Origin of the sequence: Micropruina sp., from assembly GCF_047606665.1 — a bacterium.
GTDB lineage: Bacteria > Actinomycetota > Actinomycetes > Propionibacteriales > Propionibacteriaceae > Micropruina.
Genome location: NZ_JASGEF010000063.1, coordinates 1 through 21,182 on the forward strand (window position 1 = coordinate 1; position 21,182 = coordinate 21,182).

The following is a 21,182-nucleotide window of genomic DNA, read 5'->3' on the forward strand; positions in this document are numbered from 1 at the left end:
CCCGCCGCGACGGCGCCGGCCGCCATGCCCGGCGCTCCTCCGCCGCGGCCGCCGGCCGGGCCGGCGCGGCCGGACGCGGCGAAGGAGCGCCGGGCTTGGCGGCCGGCGCCTTCGCGGCGGGAGCACTGCCCGCCTTCTCTGCGGACATGCGTTCGTTGAGCCGCCGGACGACCGGCGGCTCGATGGTGGACGACGCGGAGCGGACGAACTCGCCCATGTCGTTCAACTTCTTGAGAAGATCTTTGCTTTCGAGTCCGAGCTCTTTGGCGAGCTCGTAGACGCGGACCTTGGCCACTACTCTCCTTCAGGTCCGCGGGCGCGCGGACCAGTTAGTTGTTGTTGCTCATTTCGAGGTACTCATCGAGTGGTCATGAGCGTTAGCCCACTTTCTGGTTGGGATCCGCCGGGAGTCGGCGGAGGCGCAGCTGCGAGTGTATCGCCGACGCCTGCAAATCACCCAACCGAGCGGGAGGCGAGCAGCGTGCCGATCGCGGCGTAGTCGAGGCTGCGGCGCAGCCCGCGCCCGATCGCCCGGGTCTTCAGCGCACGGGGGGCACAGGCCGGATGCAGATAGACCCCACGTCCCGGCAGCCTCTGGCGCTCGTCGAGCAGCACCGAGGTGCCGCCGTCCCAGACCAGCCGCAGCAGGGCGTCCTTGTCGGCCCGCGCCCGGCAACCTGCGCACATTCGCTGGGGTGCCGTCATGGCGTCCAGGCTACGACGGATCGGCACTCACAGCAGAGGCACAGCGGGCGTCCAGTGCAGACCAGGGCACGACCGGTTGAGTAGTGGCCATGGACGACACGACGAAACGGAAGGGAGGACGCCGCTGACCTCACCGCAATCGATAGATTCCTCTCCCGTGACCCGGCCACCCCGTGGGTGGCCGGGCTTCTATCTGCCCGGCACCCGTGTCCGAGCCAGGTGCGCGAACTCGGCCGCCGCCGGCCCGATCCGCTTGGGGACGATCAGCGCCTCGGTCTCTTCGAGAGTCAGGAACAGGTGCTCTGGTCCCTCGTCGATGCGCCGGATGCGTGCCCAGTCGGCGTAGCCGCCGGTGCCAGGGAACTCTTGATAGACCCGGAAGTCGTCCCAGCTGAGGACAACCGGCCCGGTACGGCCGAGGGCGCCCCGGCCGGCCAGATTGCGGAGTTGCGATTCGAGCGCGACGCGATGGAACCACGGCCAGCCGAACCAGGAGATGAGACCGGCCACGACGGCGACCGGCAGGGCGAACAGGAACCCGTCGGTCGGGCTACCGGCCGATTCCTGGTCGATCAGGGTCAGCAGCAGCCCGAGCGCCAGCAGCAGCACCACGAGCACGATGGTCATCATCCGGCGCTGCTTGGCGACGTAGGCGACGAAGGTCGGCGCGCTGCGGTACACCTGCAGGTGGAAGGCGATGTAGTCGTCGTCGGTCAGTTCGTACTGGAGCCGGCGCATCCGCTCCCCCTCTGATCTGATCAGGTTGGTGTCGGGCTGGGAGCGCCTCTCGGCGCGTGGCCGCTCGCAGCGGCAAGTGTTGGAGCCCGGGGCTACCTCAGCCCGACACCGAGCGACCATCATAGGCGTCCGCGCCCACAGACCAAATCGGGTCCGGGCCACCGGTGAGATCGCCTGCGGTAACGCACATCGCCTGTGCAGGAACGCAGGCGACGTGTGTCAGCGCAGGCGATGTCGTCCGGCTTCGGTCGCTGATCAGCGCAGTTCACCCGTCCGCCAGAGCCGAGCGGCGGCGGTCAGGTCGGCGGCCATCTCTTGCAGCTTCGCGGCCCGCGCCAGCGGCTCGATGCCCTGCAGTTCGGCGGAACCGGCGGAGGTGACATGGCAGAACGCGGCCGCCCGTTCCAGGGCCACCGCGAAGTCGCCGGTGAAGACGCCGCGCATCAGGTCATCGGCGACCCGCCGGACGTCCTCGGGCCGGGGCGGCTCGATGCCGGCCACCACGTGGTTCGGCTCGGTGAACCGGACGCCGGCCGCGTAGCAGCGCGCCACCCCGTCCGAGTCGGTGCGCATCCACTCGCGCAGGAAGTACAGCCGCCACAGCGCGCCCGGCAACGTCCGGGCCGGTCGGGTCGCCCACAGGTCGGCCAGGGTGGACAGCCCGATCTCACCGACCAGGTCGACCAGCCGCTCGGTCACCGACGGGTCCTGCGCCGCGCGTCCGGTGTGCAGCAGCACCGCCGCGGTCTCGTGCGCGGCATGCAACTGGGCGATCGGATCGGAGCCTTCCCCCATCAACTCCAGCAGCGCGGGAGCTCGGAGGGCGGGACGGCGGGGTCGGCTGTGGTCGGACGGCACCCGGACAGGTTAGCTGGGCATCTCGGGCCGCAACGGGATGTGGACCGAGGGGTCTGTCCCCGCGTGCCACCGTGCCACCGCGCTGCCGTTGGGGGCGGACGGACGTCGCTCTCAGCCGGGACACAGCGTCCGCCTACTGGTCTGCCAGCAGCGTCCGGCTCACTGGAGTCACCAGTAACCCCACCAACCAAGGGAGACAGATGAACGTCAAGCAGAAGACCGGCCTGGCTGTCGGCGCGGCGGTGATCGGCGTGGGCGCGGTGCTCGGCGTCGGCTACGCCGTGGCGGGCACGTCGGGCCAGGCCCAGGTGCAGGCCGGCGAGAGTGCGGAAGGCACCGTGGAGGGCGGCGGACCGGGCGGCCAGGGCCGCGGCGGGCAGGGACCCGGTGGCCAGGACGGCACCCGTGGCATGGGCAACCTGGCCGCGGCGCTTGCTGAGAAGCTCGGTCTGGAGGAGGACGCGGTGACAGAGGCGCTGCAAGAGGTAATGCAGGCGAGCCGTCCGGACGGCGGCACGGATCAGGGCACCCCGCCCAGTGCCGGCGCCCAGCCCAGTGCCGGGGCCCGGCCGAGCCAGGGCGCCCAGCCGGGTGGTGGTGGCGGTGAGGACCGGGATGCCGCGATCGCCAAGGCGCTGGCCGAGAAACTGGGCGTGGACGAGGCCAAGGTCACCGCGGCGCTGGCTGAGATCCGCTCGGAGCAGCAGGCGAACCGTCCGGACGACGGCGGGACCGCCCCGCAGCCCAGCGCCAGCGCCAGCGCCTGAGTCAGTCGCCCGGCACCGTCGCGAGGCCGTGATCCCGGCATTCGCCGGGATGACGGGGCCGTGGGCCACGGGACGGACGGGGCGTGCAACCTGGACGACAGCGGCGTTCGCCGGGTCTCGACCGACCAGCGGTCTGCTATGCCTGTGTGTCGGGACGGATGTCGATCCGCCAGCCGGTCAGTCGCGCCGCCAGCCGGGCGTTCTGACCCTCGCGTCCGATCGCCAGCGACAGCTGGTAGTCGGGGACGATGGCCCGAGCGGCCCGTGCGGTGGCGTCGGTGACGATCACCTGGGAGACCTTGGCCGGCGACAGCGCCTCTTTGACGAAGACGGTGGGGTCGGCGGAGTAGTCGATGATGTCGATCTTCTCCTCGTTGAGTTCGTGCATCACCGCCCGCACCCGCTGCCCCATCGGGCCGATGCAGGCGCCCTTCGCCGAGACGTCCGGGTTGTGCGAGAGCACCGCGATCTTGCTGCGGTGGCCGGCCTCGCGAGCGATCGCCTTGATCTCGACGACGCCCTGCTCGATCTCAGGCACCTCAAGCCGGAACAGCTTCTGGACCAGGTTCGGATGGGTCCGGGAGACCACCACCTGGGGGCCGCGCAGCTCGCGCCGCACCGAAACCACGTAGACCCGCAGCCGCTTGCCGTGCGAGTAGTCCTCGCCGGGCACCTGCTCGGCCAGCGGCATGATCGCCTCGATGCTGCCCAGGTCGACCCGGACGGTGCGCGAATCGCGGTCCTGCTGCACCACGCCGACCACGATGTCGCCCTCGACGGCGGAGAAGTGGCCGTACTTCTGGTCGTCCTCGGCCTGCCGGATTCGCTGGTAGATGACCTGCCGCGCGGTGGTCGCGGCGACCCGTCCGAAACCGGCCGGGGTGTCGTCGTATTCGCCGATCTTCTCGCCGTCCTCGTCCAGTTCTGGCGCGAACACAGTGACGTGCCCGGTCTTGCGGTCGAGTTCGACCCGCGAGCCGGGGACGGCGCCGTCGGTCTTCTCGTAAGCGTTCAGCATGGCGTCCTCGAGGGCGCCCACGAGCACGTTCATCGGAATCTCGCGGTCGCGTTCCAGAGCCCGCAGGGCCTCCATGTCAATGTCCATGTCACTGTCCTTCGTCGTCGATGCTGCGGTTGAGTTCCACCTGGACCACGGCACGGGTGAGGGAGTCCAAGGGCACGGTGCGCGGTGTCCCGCCAACGTCAAGGGTCACCTCGGCGCCCGTCACGCCGACGATCCGGCCGGTGAGCGGGCCCTCGGCGGTGGTGGCTGCGATCAGCCGGCCGGTGTTGCGGCGGTAGTGCTTGGCCTCGGTGAGCGGCCGGGTCACGCCGCGCGAGGAAACTTCCAGCGTCCAGGGCCGGCTGCCCATGGCGGGCGCGTCGTCGAGGACGCGGGAGATCTCACGGGTGGCGTCCGCGATGTCGTCGAGGGAGGGGCCGCGGCCTTTCGGGCCTTCGCCGTCGAGGAAGATCCGCACCATGCGACGATTGCCGGCCGGGACGACTTCGACGCGGTCGACCTCCAGACCACAGGCGCTGACCACGGGCGTCACCAGCGTGGAGACGGTTGCTGGGTCCATGGTTCTCCTCGATCCGGTTTTTCGTTGCAGTTGTCGGCCGGTGCGGCTGGTCGGGAGTTTACCCGGTACGGTCGGAGCCGTGATCGGACGCCGGCTGCTGCTGCTCGGTGGGGTGGCGGCGTTGGCCGGCTGCACCATCGGCGAGAACGTCCAGTGGCTGCCGTGGACGGCGCCGAGCCCGTTGCCGGTGACCGTTCCGGACGATGTGGCTGGCCGGATCGCGCGGACGGACGCCCTGGCCGGGCATCTGTTGGCGAACGCCTCGGCCTGGAAGCTGACCGGACGCCGGGTGACCACGTTGGAGTGGTTCCGGAAGGCCACCGCCGAGCATCTGCAAGTCGTTACTTCGGGCGATCCGGCCCGCCGGCAGCAGGCCACCGCGGTGCCGTCGAGCACGCCGTCGCCCACGCAACGGACGGCCTCCGGGACCCAGTCGGCGCTCACCAGCGAGCTGTCGGCGCTCCAGAGCAGCCATCGCGACTCGGCGCGTTCGGCGTCCGGACCCGCCGCGCTGCTGTGGGCGTCCCTGGCGGCGTTCAGCGCGACCATGACCGCCGTCCTGCCGTCCGGCTCGGGCGCGCTCGGCGACGACGGAACCGACCTCACCCCGGATCTGACCGGGACGGGCGCCGACCGTGCGCTGCAGCTGGCGGCGCAGGCCGCCTACAGCTACGAGATGGCGCTGGCCGCGACCGGGCTGGGCACGGCGGACACCGCCGCGTTGCGCGTCCGGCTCGGGCAGTGGCGGACGCTGCGGGCCGCGATCCTCACCGCGTCGCCAAAGATCGATGCGGGCACTCCCCCGGTGGCATACGACATCCGGCCGGCCCGGAACCGATCCGCCGCCCGGCAACTGGCCGCCCACACCGAGACGATGGCGCTCCCGCTGCTCGGCGCCTGGCTAGCCGGGACGTCGTCCGCAGCCGAACGCCGGCTCGGTGTGGATGCACTGATCGCCAGCAACACCGCCCTGACCAGCTTCGGCGGCACCGTGCTCCGCTGGCCCGGTTGGCCGGGCTGACCGCGCAGGCTTGGCGTTGGCGATCTTGGTCACCGCGGGTGACACGACCCGTCCGGTCTTGACGCTGCGGTCGACCAGGGCCCTTGCGGCGCTCTTCTGGGCGGGCGTCACACGGACAGTAACCTTTGCCATCGCCAGCCTCCTTCGCCAGAGCTTCTGGCGCCGAGGATAGTGCTGGACCCGAGGCGCTTGGCATCGCCCAAACCGGATTCTGGTGGTTATCGGCGCCGTGCCGAACCGCGATTCGAGGTCGAACCGATTTTTGGTGGGTATGCGTACCCCCACGGGGTATGCGTTACCCACCAGAAAGTGGTTCGAGCCCAAACTGGACACCGCTACCGTCGCCATAACCACCAGAAATCGGTTCAACCAGGGTATGTAGCTGCACCAGGTATCCCAGGCGAGCTTGACGGCGAGCGCGGTGACGACCAGCAACTGCGTGGTACGGAGGGACCAACTGCGTGGTACGGAGGGACCAACTGCGTGGTACGGAGGGACGGTCCCCGCGTACCACGGGCTAGCCGAGGTAGCTGAACCAGGTGTCCCAGGCGAGCTTGACGGCCAGGGCGGTGACGACCAGCAGGAAGACCTTGCGGACGAAGGTGTTGCCTTGCTTCAGCGCCGTCCGGGCGCCGAGGAAGCCGCCGGTCAGGTTGGCGGCGCCCATCAGCAGGCCGAGGCCCCACAGGATGTTGCCGGTCAGCGCGAACGCGACGATCGCGGCGGCGTTGGTGGTCAGGTTGGCCAGTTTCGCCAGGGCGCTGGAGGCCAGGAAGTCGTGGCCGATGATCGACACCAGTGCGATAACGAAGAAGGTGCCGGTTCCCGGTCCGATGAAGCCGTCCCAGGCACCGACCACCAGGCCGATCGCCGCCATCCGCAGCCGGGCGTCGTTCCCGGTGTGCTTGACGTGGCCGTGCAGCCCCAGGTGCGGACGCCGCCAGGTGTACCAGCCGACGCTGACCACAGCCAGCAGCACCAAGGGGGTGAAGTGTTGCCGGGGCAGGAAATGGGTCAGTTGGGCGCCGACCGCCGAACCGACCGCAGCCATCGCCAGCAGCGGCCAGGCCAGCGACCAGTTCACCCGGATCGAGCGCAGGTAGGTGGCGCTGGCGGTCGCCGTCCCCAAGAACGAGGGCAGCTTGTTGGTGCCGGCGATGGTCGCCACCGGAACCTCGGACGGCAGCCCGATCAGCAGCGCCGGCAACTGGATCAGTCCCCCGCCACCGACCACGGCGTCCACCCAGCCGGCGACGAAGGACGCCGCCACCAGCAACGCCAGGGTGAGCAGCGGGAGCTCGAGCCCCGACACCATCAGGAGCGCAGCAGCGCGATCAGTTCCTCGGCGGCACCCTCGGCGGTCAGTTCGGTCCGTTCGCCGCTGGCCCGGTCGCGCACCTCGATCAGCCCGGACGCCAGGCCGCGTCCGATCACCACCGTGGTCGGCATGCCCAGCATCTCGGCGTCGGTGAACTTCACTCCGGGGCTGGCCTTGCGGTCGTCGAGCAGCACCTCGATGCCGGCGGCTGACAGCTCCAGGGCGAGCCGTTCGGCGTAGTCGATCATCGCGGCGTCCTTGCCGGCCGGGACGATCTGGACGTCGAACGGCGCCAGCGTCCGGGGCCAGGACAGCCCGCGCTCATCGCAGTGCGACTCGGCGACCGCGGCCACCGCGCGGGAGACCCCGACGCCGTAGGAGCCCATGGTGACGGTGACCAGCTTGCCGTTGGAGTTGAGCACCTTCAGGCCCAGCGCCTCGGCGTACTTGCGGCCGAGCTGGAAGATGTGGCCCATCTCGATGCCGCGAGCCAGGCTGAGCGGCCCCGAGCCGTCGGGAGCTGGGTCGCCCTCACGGATCTCGGCGACGTCCAGGACGCCGTCCGAGCCGAAGTCGCGCCCACAGACCAGGTCGTAGACGTGGCGACCGGCCTGGTTGGCGCCGGTGATCCACCGGGTGCCGGGCACCACCGCCGGGTCGGTCAGGTATCGCACCTTGTCGGCGCTCGCGGCGCCCAGCGCACCCGGACCGATGTAGCCCTTGACCAGACCCGGATAGGCCTCGAAATCAGCCTCGCCGAACGGCTCGACCTCGGCCGGCTCCACCGCCGCCTCGAGCCGCTTCATGTCGACCTCACGGTCGCCGGGCAGGCCGATCGCCAGCGGCGCCCGGGTGCCGTCCGGGTTGCGCAGCATGAACAGCACGTTCTTCAACGTGTCGGACGCCTGCCAGGGCCGGTCCGACCGGGGGAAGCGGGCGTTGCTCAACTTCACCAGCGACTCGATGGTGGGGCTGTCCGGAGTGTCCTCGACGTGGGCGGCCGGGACGCCGGTGGAGTCCTGTTCGTCGGCCAGCGGACGCTGCACCGCCTCGACGTTGGCGGCGTAACCGCCGGGCGAACGGACGAAGGTGTCCTCGCCGGATTCGGCGATCGCCAGGAACTCCTCCGACGCCGACCCGCCCATCGCGCCCGAGGTTGCCTTGACGATCACGAACTCCAGGCCGAGCCGGTTCATGATCGCGATGTAGGCCCGGCGATGCGCCTGGTAGGACGCCTCCAGGCCGGCCTCATCGACGTCGAAGGAATAGGAGTCCTTCATCACGAACTCGCGACCGCGCAGAATGCCGGCACGGGGCCGGGCCTCGTCGCGGTACTTGGTCTGAATCTGGTACAGGCTGAGCGGCAGGTCTTTGTACGAGCTGTACAGATCTTTCACCAGCAGGGTGAACATCTCTTCGTGGGTCGGCCCGAGCAGATAGTCGCCGCCCTTGCGGTCCTTGACCCGGAAGATGTTGGGGCCGTACTCGGTCCACCGATTGGTCGCCTCATAGGGCTCCCGCGGCAGCAGCGCCGGGAAGCGCACCTCCTGCGCGCCGATGGCGTCCATCTCTTCACGGACGATCGCCTCGACCTTGGCCAGCACCTTCAGGCCCAGCGGCAGCCAGCTGTAGATGCCCGGCGCGGCGCGCCGGATGTAGCCGGCGCGAACCAGCCACCGATGGCTGGCGACCTCGGCGTCGGCCGGGTCATCGCGCAGCGTGCGGACGAACAACTGGGACAGGCGGGTGATCACGGACTCAGCCTAACGGTCTCGACGTGATGAGATATCCGCGAGCATCGAACGGCTGGAGGAGCCCAATGGAGATCCTGCTTTTGGTGGTGGGCTGCGTCAGCACCGTGCTGGCGGCGACCTGGGTGTGCCGCCGGGTGCCGGTGCCGGCACCGTTGCTGCTGCTGGTGATCGGCGCGGTGGCGTCCTACGAACCCTGGTTCCCGCTGCCCGAGCTGACCGCCGAGATGGCGCTGTTCGGCTTCCTGCCGCCGCTGCTGTACGCGGCCGCGGTGAACACCTCGCTGGTCGACTTCCGCACCAATCTGGCCGCCATCGGCTACCTGTCGATCGGCTTCGTGCTGTTCTGCGCGCTGGGGGTTGCCATGGTGATCACCGGTCTGCTGCCGGTGCCGTTCGCGGCGGCCTTCGCGGTCGGCGCCATCGTCGCTCCGCCGGACGCCGTCGCGGCCGTCGCGGTGGCCCGGCAGGCCGGGCTACCCCGCCGGGTGGTCACCATCCTGGAGGGCGAATCGCTGCTCAACGACGCCACCGCCCTGGTCGGCCTGCGCACCGCGGTGGCCGCACTCGGGGCGTCGGTGACCCTGATGGACGTCGGCACCGATCTGGCGCTCGCGGTGATCGTCGGACCGCTGGCCGGCTTCGTGGTCGCGAAGATCTCGATCTGGCTGTTCGGCGTCCTCACCGACGCCGTGACCAGCACCACCTTGACCTTCCTGATCCCGTTCGCCGCCTACGCGCTGGCCGAGAGCTTCCACGCGTCCGGTGTGCTGGCGGTGGTGGTCGCCGGGTTGATGATCGGGCATGTCACCCCCATCGTCCGCTCGGCGCCGGCCCGGCTGTCCACCTGGATGAACTGGTCGACCATCCAATACGTGCTGGAACACACCGTGTTCCTGCTGATCGGGCTGCACACCCACCAGATCCTGGACTCGGCCGCGTCCTACCCGGTGTCGAACGTGACCATCGCCGGGGTGTCCCTGGCCGTGCTGGCGGTGGCGATCGGGTCGCGGATCGTCTACGTGATGGCGGTCCGTCCGTTCCTGGACCGGGCCCATCGCACCTTGTCGTGGCAGGAGGCGCTGATCGTGTCGTGGGCCGGCATGCGCGGCGTCGTCACGCTCGCCGCCGCCCTGACCCTGCCGGCCGACACCCCGTTGCGGCCGGTGCTGCTGCTGATCGCGCTGGTCACCGTCGCCGGCACCTTGCTGATCCACGGCCTCACCCTGCCGCTGCTGGCCCGCCGGCTCGGCGTCCATGGCCCCGATCCGCGCGAGGACGCCCTGCAGGAGGCGATGGTCACCCAGCGGTCGGTGATCGCCGGCATGGCGGCGATGAAGGCCGCCGCCGGCCAGCAGGACGCCGAGCTGCTGGCCGGGTTGAAGGAGTCCGCCAAGCGCCGGGTCGATCTGCAATGGGAACGGCTGGGCCTGGCCCGTGACGACCCGTCCGCGGAGAGCCGGGCAATGGCCTACCGCCGGCTCCGGCTGGTCGGGCTGACCGCCGAACGGACCAAGCTGCTGGAGATCCGCGACCGCGGCTTCGCCGATCACGAGGTGCTCAGCGCCCTGCTCGCTGAGCTGGACGTCGAAGAGGCCAGCCTGCTCTCTCGCGAGCACAGGGAGCGCGAGGTGCGGGCGGCGCCGCCGAGGGTGACCGGCGCGGCGCCGTGCGTCCACCTAGACGAGGCTCCCGCCGAGGTCGACTTCGAGGCGCACGGCGACTGCCTGGACTGCGTCGCCGCCGACCAGGACCCGGTCGAACTGCGGATGTGCCTGAGCTGTGGGCACATCGCCTGCTGCGAATCCTCGCCCGGACAGCATGCCGCAATGCACTTCCGGCAGACCGGTCACCCGGTGATGCGCTCGATCGAGCCCGGCGAGCACTGGCGGTGGTGCTACCTCGACCAGTTGCACGACAAGGGCCCCGCCGAATGATCAGTAGAAGGAGACCGTGATCTTCGACCCGGACAGCTTGGCGTCGAACCCTTTGAGCTTGACGTCCTTGTACCAATACCATCCGGAGCGTTTGGCGTCTCGGCCGTAGAAGTGCACCGTCGCGGGCATCGTACCCTCGATGGAGCCGTTGCTGATCAGCTTCAGCTTGGCCGACCCGACCTTTCCGCCGCTGCGCGTGGTCCAGCGGATCGTGTCCTTGCGCACCTTTGTGCCGCGCGGCACCGAGACATAGAACCCGCACCCGGACGGGATCAGGGCCTTCTGATTCAGGCACCAGGAGTACTTCTCCTTGGCCGCGGCCAGGACGGCCTTCTTGCCCGCCGCGCTGATCGAGATCTTGCTGGTTGCGGCCTTCTGCTCGGTCAGGTCGCCGACGACGATCTTGGTCGACCCGTAGGAGAAGTTCTTGTTGGCCGACGCCACCGAATACACCCCGGGGAACAGGGTGAGGTCGGAGTTCTTCGTCGCCACCCCGGCCAGGCTGACCGGGGCCCACGGCTCCCACAGATCGGAGATGTCCACGGACGCGGTGGTGTTGAGCAGCCAGAACCGGCCGCCCGACCAGAACACCGGGAACGTGGTGGAGATCGGCGTGCCGTCCAGGGTGTAGCTAGCCGAGACGGTGCTGGCGTTCTGATCGGCGACCTCGGGAACCGAGATGTTGGCGATCTTGCCGGCGGTGGTCTTGGCCAGCACCGCGTTGGTCAGGAAGGTGCTGTCGGTCGGCGGGGTCGCCGACATGTTGAGCGCGGCGGCGGCGTCCCCGGCGCTCAGCGCCCGCAAGTAGGTGGCCACGGCGTCCGACGCACGGGTAGGAACTGGCTGAGTCCCAGTGGAGGAGGTCGGCTGCGGGCCGGCAAGGTTGTTGTTGTTCCGCACCATCCAGATCACGCCGGCGATCAGCGCCAACGCGACGACGGCACCGATGATGCCGAGCGCCATCCGGTTCGACCGACCGGGCCGGTTCGGGGCTGGCGGCGCGCCCCACTGCTGCGGTGGCGGTCCCGCCATCGGCGGTCCATAGCCGGGTGGCGGCTGCTGCGGGGGTTGCTGCGGGGTCCAACCGCCGGGCTGTTGTTGCCATCCGGGCGGCGGCTGCTGGCCCCAGCCGGCCGGCGTCCCGGCGGAGGGATATCCGCCCGGAGGTCCGTAATTCTGCTGCGGCATGGGCGGCTGTTGAGGATCCGGGGTGCCCCCGCCCGGAAAAGGTCCGTTCTGACTCACCTGCGTTGTCCTTCCCGCTGTGTGGGTGAGTGTAGGGTTTTCGAGGGCCACGAGTCGCGGCGTCGCGACACTGTTCTCTATTCTCCAGCTCACCCTCGCCCAGATCGACGAACTGGCCGTCAAGAGCCGCCGGTCGGCACGGTGGCTGGCTCGCTACTACCTGGTCTTCGGCCTCGCCTCACTGACGCTGCTGGCCACCTGCGCCGTCGGCGGCTGGACGGTGTCGCGCCGGACACCTCACCATCGGGCAGGGCGCTCCGATGCTGTGGACGGCCGGGTGTCGGCGGTCGCCGCGCTCTCCCTGGCGTCCTCTGGCAGCCGACAGCCGACCTGACGGCGCAACTCGTCCAGCACCCCCATGACGGCGATGCTGTCGTCGAGGGTGAGCCGGGGGCTCTCGGTCAGGCCCTCGCGCAGGCAGCGCTCCACCTCGAGCGCCTGGAAGTGCATGCCGCGCGAGGTGCGGTGCGGTTCGAAGGTCTCGGCGAGCTCGTGGCGTCCGGTGTAGCGGCGCACCGTCGTCCAGTTGTAGAAGGGGCCGTCGATCTCCAGGTAGCCGTCTGTGCCGATCACCAGACCGCGGGAGGGGCCCGCGCTGACCATCGTGGCGTGGCCCTCGGAGCGGGCGGTGCCGGTGTGGCTGAGAATCATCGAGACCTCGGCGTCCACCCCGGTCGCGGTGAGCGTGCCGCGCCCGATCACCGCGGACGGCGCGCCGAGCAAGTCGAGCGCGAACGAGACGTTGTAGACGCCCAAGTCGAGCAGGGCGCCGCCGGCCAGTTCGGGGTTGTGCAGGCGTCCCTTGGGGTCGGGGTTCAGCTTCTGGCTGTGGTCGGTGATCACAGCGCGCACCTCCCCCAGCGAGCCGTCCGCGATCCGCGCCCGGACGAAGTCGGTGGACGGCAGGAACCGCGTCCACATCGCCTCCATCGCGAAGACGCCGGCGGCGCGGGCGGCGTCCGCGACCTGCCGAGCCTGTGCGGCGGTGACGGTGAACGCCTTCTCGACCAGCACCGGTTTGCCGGCCGCGATCGCCAGCAGGGCATGCTCGGCGTGGAAGTTGTGGGTGGTGTTGACGTAGACCGCGTCCACCTCCGGGTCGTCGACCAGCGCCCGGTAGCCGGCGTGCGCGCTCGGTATGCCGAACCGATCGGCGAAGGCCTGTGCCTTGGCGCCGTCCCGTGCCGCGACGGACTGGACGTGCAGTCCCTCGGTACGCAGGTTCTCCGCGAAGGTCCCGGCGATCCCGCCGGCCCCCAACAACCCCCAACGAATGCGATCCGTCATCGGCACGTCCCCTTCGATCGGCTGCGTCGAGTCTTCCAGAACGATGCCGGCGGGTCGAACGTCGGAGAACCGTCCCCTTCAGTACAAGACAGTGGCGAGCTGGCCGACGATGGCGAAGCCGGTGCGCAGGTAGGTGCGCACCGCACGGGTGTTGAAGTCGTTCACGTACAGCGAGACGAGGTCGTGCTCTTCGAGGATCTGCCGGGTGGCGGACGCCATCGCCGGTGCCGCCAGGCCGCGTCCGCGCAGCCGGGGGTCGAGCCAGACGCCTTGGACCTGGGCGATCCGGCCGCAGCTGATGCCGACGTCGGCCTTGAACACCACGTGGCCGGTGTCGTCGACGACGCCCCAGGCGCGTCCGCTCTCGACCGCGGCCTGGCAGTGCGCCCGATAGCCGGCGCGTCCGCCGCCGACCGTCGGGTCCATGCCCACCTCTTCGATGTACATGGCGATCGCGGCCGACTGGTACGAGGCGAACTCGGCCATCGTGATCCGCCGGACGGGGGCGTCCGGAAGGTCGGCGGGGACCTCGCTCGCGACCATCAGCGGTTGTCGCGGCCGGATCTCCCGCTGCCCGGCATAGCTGCGGCTGCGGACGGCGAACGCCCGGTGCAGGGCGAGCGCCCCCTCGCTGTGGCCCACGATCGACTGGCACCAGCGGTGCGGACCGACCGCGTCGGCGAAGGCGGCGATCGCGGCATCCCGTTCGCCGGGTTCGCAGGGCGCGAACACCGGCACCAGATTCGAGCCGGCGTGCAGCAGGTGCCGCGGGTGATCGCCGGGCCAGCCGTACAGGGTGGCGGGCGATCCGCGCCACAGCACCCCGGCGTCCACACGGGAGGCGACGAAGAGATTGCCGACCGGGTCGGCGGCGAGCAGATTCCGGACCAGGGCGTCGTCACGGGTGCCCAGAACCCGCGCGCGCCTCATTCCCGGAGTTCCCGGTTCAGCTGACGGAGACCATCGGCGCACCCTCGGACGCGCCTTCCGGGGTCTCCTCGGCGATCCGGCTAGCCTCGGCGATCAGCGTCTCGACGATCTGGTCCTCGGGGACGGTCTTGATCACCTTGCCCTTGACGAAGATCTGGCCCTTGCCGTTGCCGGACGCCACCCCGAGGTCGGCCTCGCGGGCCTCGCCGGGACCGTTCACGACACAGCCCATCACGGCCACCCGGAGCGGCACCTGCAGACCTTCGAGACCTTTGGTGACCTCTTCGGCCAGGGTGTAGACGTCCACCTGGGCGCGTCCGCAGGACGGGCAGGAGACGATCTCCAGCTGTCGGGGCCGCAGGTTCAGCGACTCCAGGATCTTGATGCCGACCTTGACCTCTTTGGCCGGCGGTGCCGACAGCGACACCCGGATGGTGTCGCCGATGCCCTTGCTGAGCAGCGCGCCGAAGGCGACCGCGGATTTGATGGTGCCCTGGAAGGACGGCCCGGCCTCGGTGACGCCGAGGTGCAGCGGGTAGTCGCAGGCCTCGGAGAGCATCTCGTAGGCGCGCACCATCACCACCGGGTCGTGGTGCTTGACCGAGATCTTGAAGTCGCGGAAGCCGTGCTCTTCGAACAGGGACGCCTCCCACAGCGCCGACTCGACCAGCGCCTCCGGCGTCGGCGCGCCGTACTTGGCCAGCAGCCGCTTGTCCAGCGATCCGGCGTTGACGCCGATCCGGATGGAGACCCCGGCATCGGACGCCGCCTGCGCGATCTGCTTCACCTGATCGTCGAACTGGCGGATGTTGCCCGGGTTCACCCGGACGGCGGCGCAGCCGGCGTCGATCGCGGCGAACACGTACTTCGGCTGGAAGTGGATGTCGGCGATGACCGGGATCTGGCTCTTCTTGGCGATGATGAACAGCACGTCGGCGTCGTCCTGGCTGGGCACGGCCACCCGGACGATGTCGCATCCGGTGGCGGTCAGTTCGGCGATCTGCTGCAGGGTGCCGTTGATGTCGGTGGTCTTGGTGGTGGTCATCGACTGCACCGAGACCGGTGCGTCGCCTCCGACCAGCACCTTGCCGACCTTGATCTGCCGGGTGGGCCGGCGCGGGGCCAGGACGGGGGGCGGCGTGGCGGGCATGCCCAGGTTGACGGTCATGGACTCCTCGTTCGACGGCACACGACGGCCCGACGGCCGCCGCCAGACAGCCTACTCGCGCCAGCCGGCCAGGAAGTCGGCGATTCGGCCGACCGCCTCGGTCAGCACCTCGGCGTCCGGCAGGGTGACCAGCCGGAAGTGGTCGGGTGAGGGCCAGTTGAACCCGGTGCCGTGGGTGACCAGGATCTTCTTCGCGCGCAGCAACTCGACCACGAACGCCTCGTCGTCGGCGATCGGGTAGACCTCCGGGTCGAGGCGCGGGAAGCAGTACAGCGCGCCCATCGGCTCCACGCAGCTGACGCCCGGGATCTCGTTGAGCAGCCGAGCGGCCAGCTTCGACTGATCGTAGAAGCGGCCGCCGGGGACGATCAGCTCGTTTATCGACTGGTAGCCGCCGAGCGCGGTCTGGATGGCGTGTTGGGCCGGCACGTTGGAGCACATCCGCATGTTCGCCAGCAGGGTCAGGCCCTCGAGGAAGTCGGTGGCCAGGTGCTTCGGGCCCGAGATCATCACCCAGCCGGCCCGGTAGCCGCAGACCCGGTAGGCCTTGGAGAGTCCTGAGAAGGTGAGGCACAGCACGTCGTCGCCGGCGAAGGAGGCCGCGTGGTGGTGGACGGCGTCGTCGAAGATGATCTTCTCGTAGATCTCGTCGGCCATCACCACCAGGTCGTGGCGGCGGGCGATGTCGATCATGCCGCGCACCGTCTCCTTGCTGTACACCGCGCCGGTCGGATTGTTCGGGTTGATGATCACCAGGGCGTGAGTGCGTTCGGTGATCAGCGACTCGATCTCGGCCAGGTCGGGGTTCCAGCCGTTGCTCTCGTCGGCGCGGTAGTGCACCGGGACGCCGCCGCACAGGGTGACCGCCCCCGTCCACAGCGGGTAGTCGGGGGCCGGGACGAGGATCTCGTTGCCGTCGTCGATGAAGGTCTGCAGCACCATCATGATCAGCTCGGAGACGCCGTTGCCGATGAAGACGTCGTCGACGGTGGTGTGCAGCAGCCCCTTGGACTGGTAGTACTGCGCCACCGCAGTGCGTGCCGAGTAGATGCCGCGCGAATCCGAATAGCCCTGCGACTTCGGCAGATGATGGGCGATGTCGGCGAGGATCGCCTCCGGCGCCTCGAAACCGAAGGGTGCCGTGTTGCCGATGTTCAACTTGAGGATCTTGTGCCCCTCGGCCTCCAGCCGCTGAGCCTCGACCAGGATCGGACCTCTCACGTCATAGCGGACGTGCTGCAGCTTCTTGGATTGGACGATGCGACGCATGGTTCTCAGTCTTGCAGCCCGGCCTCAGAACAGCTGCATCGGGCTGACGATGTCGGCGACGATCAGCACCGCGCCGCTGAGCAGCAGGAAGGCGCCCACCACGTAGGCGACCGGCAGCAGCAATGCGGTGTCGAACGGCCCGGGGTCCCTCCGGCCGAACAGCCGGGCGCCGGCGCGGCGCAGCGCCTCCCACAGCGCGCCGGCGATGTGTCCGCCGTCCAGCGGAGGCAGCGGGACGAAGTTGAACAGTGCCAGGAACAGGTTGACCGCGGCCAGTAGCGAGCCGAACAGCACCAGCTTGTCGGTGACGTCGATACTGTCGCTGGCGACCACCTCGCCGGCCGCCCGGCTGGCCCCCACGATGCTCAGCGGGCCGTAGATGTCCCGCGGCTTGCCTTGCACCAGGTCGGCCACCACGGTGTAGACCTTGACCGGGAACTGGCCGATCGCGACCAGCCCCTGCTGGGTCATCCCCCACATCTGCTGGACGACCTCCAGCGGACCGCCCTTGACCAGCGCCGAGACGGGCGTGATGCCGAACCAGCCGGCCGGGATCCGCTTGCTCGGATCGACCAGGTCGGGGACGCCGGTGACGACCGTGTGGACCGGTGTCAGCGGCGTCCGGACGCCGTCGCGCTCGACCACCAGCCGGGCCTCGGCGTCCAGGTTGGCCCGGATCAGGCCCTGCAGCTGCGGGTAGCTGGTGATCGCCACCCCGTTGAACTCGACCACCGTGTCGCCGGCCCGGATACCCGATTTGGCCGCGGGCGTGTCGGGCACCAGGCATTGGGCGGTGGGCTGGTCTTCCCGGACGATGCACGACTCGATCTCGGCCACCACCGGCTGCGGCTGCCAGCTGCCGTGCAGGCCGAGGATCGACCAGAGCAGCACGAACGCGATCAGCACGTTCATCGCCGGCCCGCCGGCCATCACGATCAGCTTCTGCCAGGTCTTCTTCTGGTAGAAGAGCCGGTTGTCGGCGATGTCGTCGGGGGTGATCTCGGCCCATTCGTAGGACCGGGCGGTGTCGGCGAGCCGGGTCAGCCGGTTGTTCCGGCGTCCCGTGGTGGCCGGCGGATACATGCCCATCAGCCGGACGTAGCCGCCGAGCGGAAGCCATTTGATGCCGTATTCGGTCTCGCCGCGGGTGGTCGACCACAGCGTCGGGCCGAAGCCGACGAAGTACTTCGGCACCCGGATGCCGAACGCCTTGGCCGGCACCATGTGGCCGATCTCGTGCAGGGCGATCGAGACCAGGATGCAGCCGAAGAAGAGCAGCGCGAAGACGATGGTGATCAAGGTGTTCATGCGTTCCCGATCAGCGCGGCGGCGCGGGCCCGGCCCCAGGCATCCGCGGCCAGCACCCGCTCGACGCTCAACGGCCCATTGGACAGCGTCGCCAGGTGCTCGTCGACCACCGCGCTGACCGTGTCGACGATGTCGAGGAAGCCGATCGTGCCGGCGCAGAAGGCGTCTACGCAGACCTCGTTGGCGGCGTTGTAGACCGCCGGTGCGGTGCCGCCGGCCCGACCGCAGCGCCGGGCCAGGTGGACGGCGGGGAAAGCCTGGTCGTCGAGCGGTTCGAAGTGCCAGTCGATGCCGCGGCTCCAGTCGAAGGCGCGGGCGGCGCCGGGCAGCCGGTCGGGCCAGTTCAGGGCCAGCGCGATCGGCAGCTTCATGTCGGGCGGCGAGCATTGCGCGATGGTGGAGCCGTCGCAGAACTCGACCATCGAGTGCACGTCGGAGGTGGGGTGCACGACGACCTCGATCGAGTCCAGGTCGATGCCGTAGAGCAGGCCGGCCTCGAGCAGTTCGAGGCCCTTGTTCATCAGGGTGGCCGAGTTGATGGTGATGATCCGGCCCATGGTCCAGGTCGGGTGGGCCAGCGCCTGCTCGGGGGTGACCGCGGTCAGTTCGGCCCGCGTCCGGCCCCGGAACGGTCCGCCGGACGCGGTCAGGATCAGCCGGCGGACCTCGTCGCCGCGTCCGGCTCGGAGCGCCTGCGCGAAGGCGGAATGCTCGGAGTCGACGGCGACGATCTGGCCCGGCGCGGCCGCCGCGGTGACCAGTGCGCCGCCGATCACCAGCGACTCCTTGTTGGCCAGGGCGAGGGTGTTGCCGGCAGCCAGCGCGGCCAGCGTCGGCTCCAGCCCGGCGGCACCGGTGATCGCGTTGACCACCACGTCGCAGGGCAGCGCGGCGAGCCGCTGCGAGGCGTCCGGGCCGGCCCAGACCGCGGTGGTCGGCGGGAGTCGTCCGTCGAGGGCTGCGGCGGCGGCCGGGGTGGGGACGGCGACCACGTCCGGACGCCAGGCGTTCGCCTGAGCGGCCAGCAGGTCGAGATTGCCGCCGCCGGCGGACAGTCCGACGACGCGGAAGCGGTCGGGGTGGCCGGCGATCACCTCCAGGGTCTGGGTTCCGATCGAGCCGGTGCTGCCCAGCAGGACGACGTCACGCACCCGGTCAGGCTACAGGGGCATTCTCGTCTGCATCATTCGGCCCGGTGCGCCATCAGATCGGGCAGAAGGGAGGCAGCCATGACTGCACAACTGATGGAGGACGCGGGCCTGACCGGCCGCGATCCGGAGCCCGAGGACGCCAACGAGGCGTTCCCGGACATCGACGACGAGGATGCGGAGGACCAGTCATGACCAGTGCAGCGACATTCATCGAACTGGCCCGCAAGCAGGTCGGCAAGCCCTACGTGTTCGGGGCCGAAGCCAAGGCGAGCGACCCCGACCCGGCGAAATTCGACTGCTCGGAACTCGTCGAGTGGTTGTTCCACCAGGCGGGTGCGCCGATCACCGACCTCGCGGCGGCCCAGTTCGACGCCACCGTCAAGGTGACCGGGACGCCGCGGACCGGCGATCTGGTGTTCCTGCGGAACAACCCGGCACGACCCAACGGCATCGGTCATGTGGCAGTGATCACCGCCAAGCTCGCCCACGGCGACTTCGAGGTGGTCGAGGCCCGAGGGCATGTCGCGGGGGTCGTCCGCAGCACGCTCAGCTACTGGCGTCGGCGGAACCACTTCGCCGGCGTCCGGCGGTATCCGAAACTCCAGCTGACCGGCGGGACGATGCCCAAGGCGGTGCCGTTCCGGCCGCTGGAGGTCGACGGCGAGTTCGGCCCGAAGACGATCCGGGCCACCCAGCTGTGGACGAAGTCGAGCCCGGACGGAATCTGGTCGGTGCGGGCCCGCAAGGCGCTGCAGCGCACCCTGGGGGTGACGGTGGACGGCGAGGTCGGACCCATCACCGCAGGCGCCCTGCAACGGACGGTGGGTGCCGAGCCGAGCGGTGTCTGGGACGCCGACACCACCCGGCATCTGCAGCGATTCCTCAACCAGAAGCTGGGTTGACCGGGGTCAGATCGGCCACCAGTTCGCCTGCGTGGCCGATCGCCACCCCGCGCCGTTGCAGCTGCCGCAGCCGGAGGTCTGCCTCGGCTCGCGTCCACTGACCCAGCCCGAGCCGCAGATTGGCGACCTCAATCTCGTGGTCGACCCAGCCCATCCCGGCCTGGAGCAGTCGATGGCCGTGCTGCCGCCAGATCTCGGCGCGCTGCTCGAGGGCGGTCAGCCGGTCGCGGACCGCCTGCTGCGCGGCGGTGTATTCGGCACGCAGCACCTCGGCTGCCGGCTCGCGCACCGCGCCCTCGCCGACCAGCCGTTCCAGGCCTTCCAGATAGCCGGTGACGGCGTCCAGTTCGGCGCGGGTGTCGGACAGGTCGCGGACCAACCGGGGCACCCGGACCGAGACCGCGAACACCAGGGCGGTGACCTCCTGTTCCGCCGGCGACCATTGGCCCAGCCGGATCCGGAGCTGTGCCTCGATCAGTTCGAGCAGGTCGTTCAGCCGCTCGACCTCGCCGTGCAGCCGGCCCAGCTCGGCGGGCAGCGCGGCCGCCCGGCCGCGGGCGTCCTGCAACGGTCCGAGCACGAACGCCAGCATTTCGGCACGGGACAGGTGCATCCGGTCGGCGGTATGGTCGACGGCTTCGCCGACCGCGTGCTGGGCCCGTTGCAGTTGCCCGCGCCAGCCGGCGGCGGGCTGGGTGCCGGCAGGTTCGGCAGTGCCGGCCGAGCGTTTGGTGAGTTCCCGCAGTGCGGTGTCGAGGAGGCGGGCGAAGTCGGCCACCGGACGCATCGCCACGCCCCAGGCCACGGTGGCCGATTTGGCCGCCAGAATCAGCGTGAGGGCTTCGTCGGCGGCGTCCGTGCCGGTCCCGGCGACGGCCCGCAGGGTGTCCAGGTAGTGGTCGAAGGCGGCCCGTCCGTTGGACAACAGGCCTAGCCAAGCCTCAGACGACGCCCCGGTCGAATCGGTGAGCACCTTGCTGACCAGGGCGGTGGCGCCCTTCCAGGCGGCCTGCACCGGCAAGGTCAGCGCACCGAGGCTGGCCAGGTCGCCGCCGAGCGGGGCGGCCAGCGGGCCCAGTGCGTCGTCCAGTTGGACGATGACGGCCTGCACCCCGGCGGCATCCTCGGCGAACGCCCGCAGCCGGGTCTCCAACAGCGCCACGGTGAGCGCCGCCGCCTCGGGCGACAGCGTGGTCTCCGCGGCCAGCGCCGCGGGCACGAGTTGCGCGTCCATATCCGGTCCC

20 protein-coding genes are annotated in these 21,182 nt (G+C 70.0%); 4 read left to right on the forward strand and 16 right to left on the reverse strand.

The genetic code is table 11. The features are described from left to right. From QM619_RS14675 to QM619_RS14690, 4 genes are all read right to left on the reverse strand, one after another. On the reverse strand, nt 1-295 hold a 295-nt coding region (locus QM619_RS14675; protein ID WP_415110242.1), incomplete at its 3' end, for a translation initiation factor IF-2 N-terminal domain-containing protein. A gap of 158 nt (nt 296-453) precedes the next feature. Continuing rightward, entirely contained in the window at nt 454-705 is a 252-nt protein-coding gene (locus tag QM619_RS14680) for a YlxR family protein (RefSeq protein ID WP_415110245.1), read from the reverse strand. Between the two features lie 189 nt (nt 706-894). Next, nucleotides 895-1,443, reverse strand: a complete 549-nt coding sequence (locus QM619_RS14685; protein ID WP_415110248.1) for a YcxB family protein — start codon at nt 1,441-1,443, stop codon at nt 895-897. Between the two features lie 255 nt (nt 1,444-1,698). Continuing rightward, a complete protein-coding gene (locus QM619_RS14690; protein WP_415110251.1) occupies nt 1,699-2,301 on the reverse strand; it encodes a hypothetical protein in 603 nt (200 codons plus the stop codon). Between the two features lie 200 nt (nt 2,302-2,501). On the opposite strand from QM619_RS14690, the gene QM619_RS14695 reads away from it, so the two are divergent. Beyond that, nucleotides 2,502-3,068 carry a hypothetical protein gene (locus tag QM619_RS14695; RefSeq protein WP_415110254.1) on the forward strand — a complete coding sequence of 189 codons (567 nt, stop codon included), beginning with the start codon at nt 2,502-2,504 and terminating at the stop codon, nt 3,066-3,068. A 136-nt stretch (nt 3,069-3,204) separates the two neighbouring features. Here QM619_RS14695 and nusA read toward each other — a convergent pair whose 3' ends face one another. Both nusA and rimP read right to left on the reverse strand, forming a co-directional pair. After that, nucleotides 3,205-4,173, reverse strand: coding sequence for a transcription termination factor NusA (gene nusA, locus QM619_RS14700; RefSeq protein WP_415110257.1), 969 nt, complete (start codon nt 4,171-4,173; stop codon nt 3,205-3,207). A 1-nt stretch (nt 4,174) separates the two neighbouring features. After that, nucleotides 4,175-4,651, reverse strand: coding sequence for a ribosome maturation factor RimP (rimP, locus tag QM619_RS14705; protein WP_415110260.1), 477 nt, complete (start codon nt 4,649-4,651; stop codon nt 4,175-4,177). 79 nt (nt 4,652-4,730) lie between these two features. Between rimP and QM619_RS14710 the strand changes: the two genes are divergently transcribed. After that, nucleotides 4,731-5,672: a hypothetical protein gene (locus QM619_RS14710; protein ID WP_415110263.1), complete on the forward strand. Its 942-nt coding sequence runs from the start codon at nt 4,731-4,733 to the stop codon at nt 5,670-5,672. Between the two features lie 517 nt (nt 5,673-6,189). On the opposite strand, the gene QM619_RS14715 is transcribed toward QM619_RS14710, so the two are convergent. After that, the gene (locus QM619_RS14715; RefSeq protein ID WP_415110266.1) at nt 6,190-6,984 is read right to left on the reverse strand and encodes a sulfite exporter TauE/SafE family protein; all 795 of its coding nucleotides are present in this window, start codon (nt 6,982-6,984) and stop codon (nt 6,190-6,192) included. A 2-nt stretch (nt 6,985-6,986) separates the two neighbouring features. Then, nucleotides 6,987-8,744, reverse strand: a complete 1,758-nt coding sequence (locus QM619_RS14720; RefSeq protein WP_415110269.1) for a proline--tRNA ligase — start codon at nt 8,742-8,744, stop codon at nt 6,987-6,989. Nucleotides 8,745-8,809: 65 nt separating this feature from the next. Between QM619_RS14720 and QM619_RS14725 the strand changes: the two genes are divergently transcribed. Further along, nucleotides 8,810-10,678, forward strand: coding sequence for a cation:proton antiporter (locus QM619_RS14725; RefSeq protein ID WP_415110272.1), 1,869 nt, complete (start codon nt 8,810-8,812; stop codon nt 10,676-10,678). On the opposite strand, the gene QM619_RS14730 is transcribed toward QM619_RS14725, so the two are convergent. The 7 genes from QM619_RS14730 to dxr form a co-directional block, all read right to left on the reverse strand. Beyond that, on the reverse strand, nt 10,679-11,710 hold the full coding sequence (locus QM619_RS14730) for a hypothetical protein (protein WP_415110275.1): 1,032 nt from the start codon (nt 11,708-11,710) through the stop codon (nt 10,679-10,681). It abuts the gene before it with no gap. A gap of 450 nt (nt 11,711-12,160) precedes the next feature. Beyond that, a complete protein-coding gene (locus QM619_RS14735) occupies nt 12,161-13,210 on the reverse strand; it encodes a Gfo/Idh/MocA family protein (protein WP_415110278.1) in 1,050 nt (349 codons plus the stop codon). Between the two features lie 78 nt (nt 13,211-13,288). After that, nucleotides 13,289-14,140 (reverse strand): GNAT family N-acetyltransferase, encoded by an 852-nt coding sequence (locus QM619_RS14740; protein ID WP_415110281.1) that lies wholly within the window; start codon nt 14,138-14,140, stop codon nt 13,289-13,291. Between the two features lie 16 nt (nt 14,141-14,156). Then, nucleotides 14,157-15,308 carry a flavodoxin-dependent (E)-4-hydroxy-3-methylbut-2-enyl-diphosphate synthase gene (gene ispG / locus QM619_RS14745; protein ID WP_415110284.1) on the reverse strand — a complete coding sequence of 384 codons (1,152 nt, stop codon included), beginning with the start codon at nt 15,306-15,308 and terminating at the stop codon, nt 14,157-14,159. A gap of 51 nt (nt 15,309-15,359) precedes the next feature. Further along, nucleotides 15,360-16,577 carry a pyridoxal phosphate-dependent aminotransferase gene (locus tag QM619_RS14750; RefSeq protein ID WP_415110287.1) on the reverse strand — a complete coding sequence of 406 codons (1,218 nt, stop codon included), beginning with the start codon at nt 16,575-16,577 and terminating at the stop codon, nt 15,360-15,362. A gap of 24 nt (nt 16,578-16,601) precedes the next feature. After that, the gene (locus QM619_RS14755) at nt 16,602-17,885 is read right to left on the reverse strand and encodes a M50 family metallopeptidase (RefSeq protein WP_415110290.1); all 1,284 of its coding nucleotides are present in this window, start codon (nt 17,883-17,885) and stop codon (nt 16,602-16,604) included. Next, nucleotides 17,882-19,036, reverse strand: coding sequence for a 1-deoxy-D-xylulose-5-phosphate reductoisomerase (gene dxr / locus QM619_RS14760; protein ID WP_415110293.1), 1,155 nt, complete (start codon nt 19,034-19,036; stop codon nt 17,882-17,884). Before dxr ends, QM619_RS14755 begins: the two co-directional genes overlap by 4 nt. 188 nt (nt 19,037-19,224) lie before the next feature. Between dxr and QM619_RS14765 the strand changes: the two genes are divergently transcribed. Next, complete coding sequence (locus tag QM619_RS14765) at nt 19,225-19,938, forward strand: NlpC/P60 family protein (RefSeq protein ID WP_415110296.1); 714 nt, start codon at nt 19,225-19,227, stop codon at nt 19,936-19,938. On the opposite strand, the gene QM619_RS14770 is transcribed toward QM619_RS14765, so the two are convergent. After that, nucleotides 19,919-21,172 carry a hypothetical protein gene (locus QM619_RS14770; protein WP_415110299.1) on the reverse strand — a complete coding sequence of 418 codons (1,254 nt, stop codon included), beginning with the start codon at nt 21,170-21,172 and terminating at the stop codon, nt 19,919-19,921. The two genes, QM619_RS14765 and QM619_RS14770, sit on opposite strands and share 20 nt — an antisense overlap. Nucleotides 21,173-21,182 lie beyond the last annotated feature (10 nt).

What these genes read in the sequence shown, in the direction of transcription:
- QM619_RS14680 (WP_415110245.1), bottom strand. Translation starts at nt 705, where the DNA reads ATGACGGCACCCCAGCGAATGTGCGCAGGTTGCCGGGCGCGGGCCGAC.
- QM619_RS14685 (WP_415110248.1), bottom strand. Translation starts at nt 1,443, where the DNA reads ATGCGCCGGCTCCAGTACGAACTGACCGACGACGACTACATCGCCTTC.
- QM619_RS14695 (WP_415110254.1), top strand. Translation starts at nt 2,502, where the DNA reads ATGAACGTCAAGCAGAAGACCGGCCTGGCTGTCGGCGCGGCGGTGATC.
- nusA (WP_415110257.1), bottom strand. Translation starts at nt 4,173, where the DNA reads ATGGACATTGACATGGAGGCCCTGCGGGCTCTGGAACGCGACCGCGAG.
- rimP (WP_415110260.1), bottom strand. Translation starts at nt 4,651, where the DNA reads ATGGACCCAGCAACCGTCTCCACGCTGGTGACGCCCGTGGTCAGCGCC.
- QM619_RS14725 (WP_415110272.1), top strand. Translation starts at nt 8,810, where the DNA reads ATGGAGATCCTGCTTTTGGTGGTGGGCTGCGTCAGCACCGTGCTGGCG.
- QM619_RS14730 (WP_415110275.1), bottom strand. Translation starts at nt 11,710, where the DNA reads ATGGCGGGACCGCCACCGCAGCAGTGGGGCGCGCCGCCAGCCCCGAAC.
- QM619_RS14735 (WP_415110278.1), bottom strand. Translation starts at nt 13,210, where the DNA reads ATGACGGATCGCATTCGTTGGGGGTTGTTGGGGGCCGGCGGGATCGCC.
- QM619_RS14740 (WP_415110281.1), bottom strand. Translation starts at nt 14,140, where the DNA reads ATGAGGCGCGCGCGGGTTCTGGGCACCCGTGACGACGCCCTGGTCCGG.
- ispG (WP_415110284.1), bottom strand. Translation starts at nt 15,308, where the DNA reads ATGACCGTCAACCTGGGCATGCCCGCCACGCCGCCCCCCGTCCTGGCC.
- QM619_RS14750 (WP_415110287.1), bottom strand. Translation starts at nt 16,577, where the DNA reads ATGCGTCGCATCGTCCAATCCAAGAAGCTGCAGCACGTCCGCTATGAC.
- QM619_RS14755 (WP_415110290.1), bottom strand. Translation starts at nt 17,885, where the DNA reads ATGAACACCTTGATCACCATCGTCTTCGCGCTGCTCTTCTTCGGCTGC.
- QM619_RS14765 (WP_415110296.1), top strand. Translation starts at nt 19,225, where the DNA reads ATGACCAGTGCAGCGACATTCATCGAACTGGCCCGCAAGCAGGTCGGC.
- QM619_RS14770 (WP_415110299.1), bottom strand. Translation starts at nt 21,172, where the DNA reads ATGGACGCGCAACTCGTGCCCGCGGCGCTGGCCGCGGAGACCACGCTG.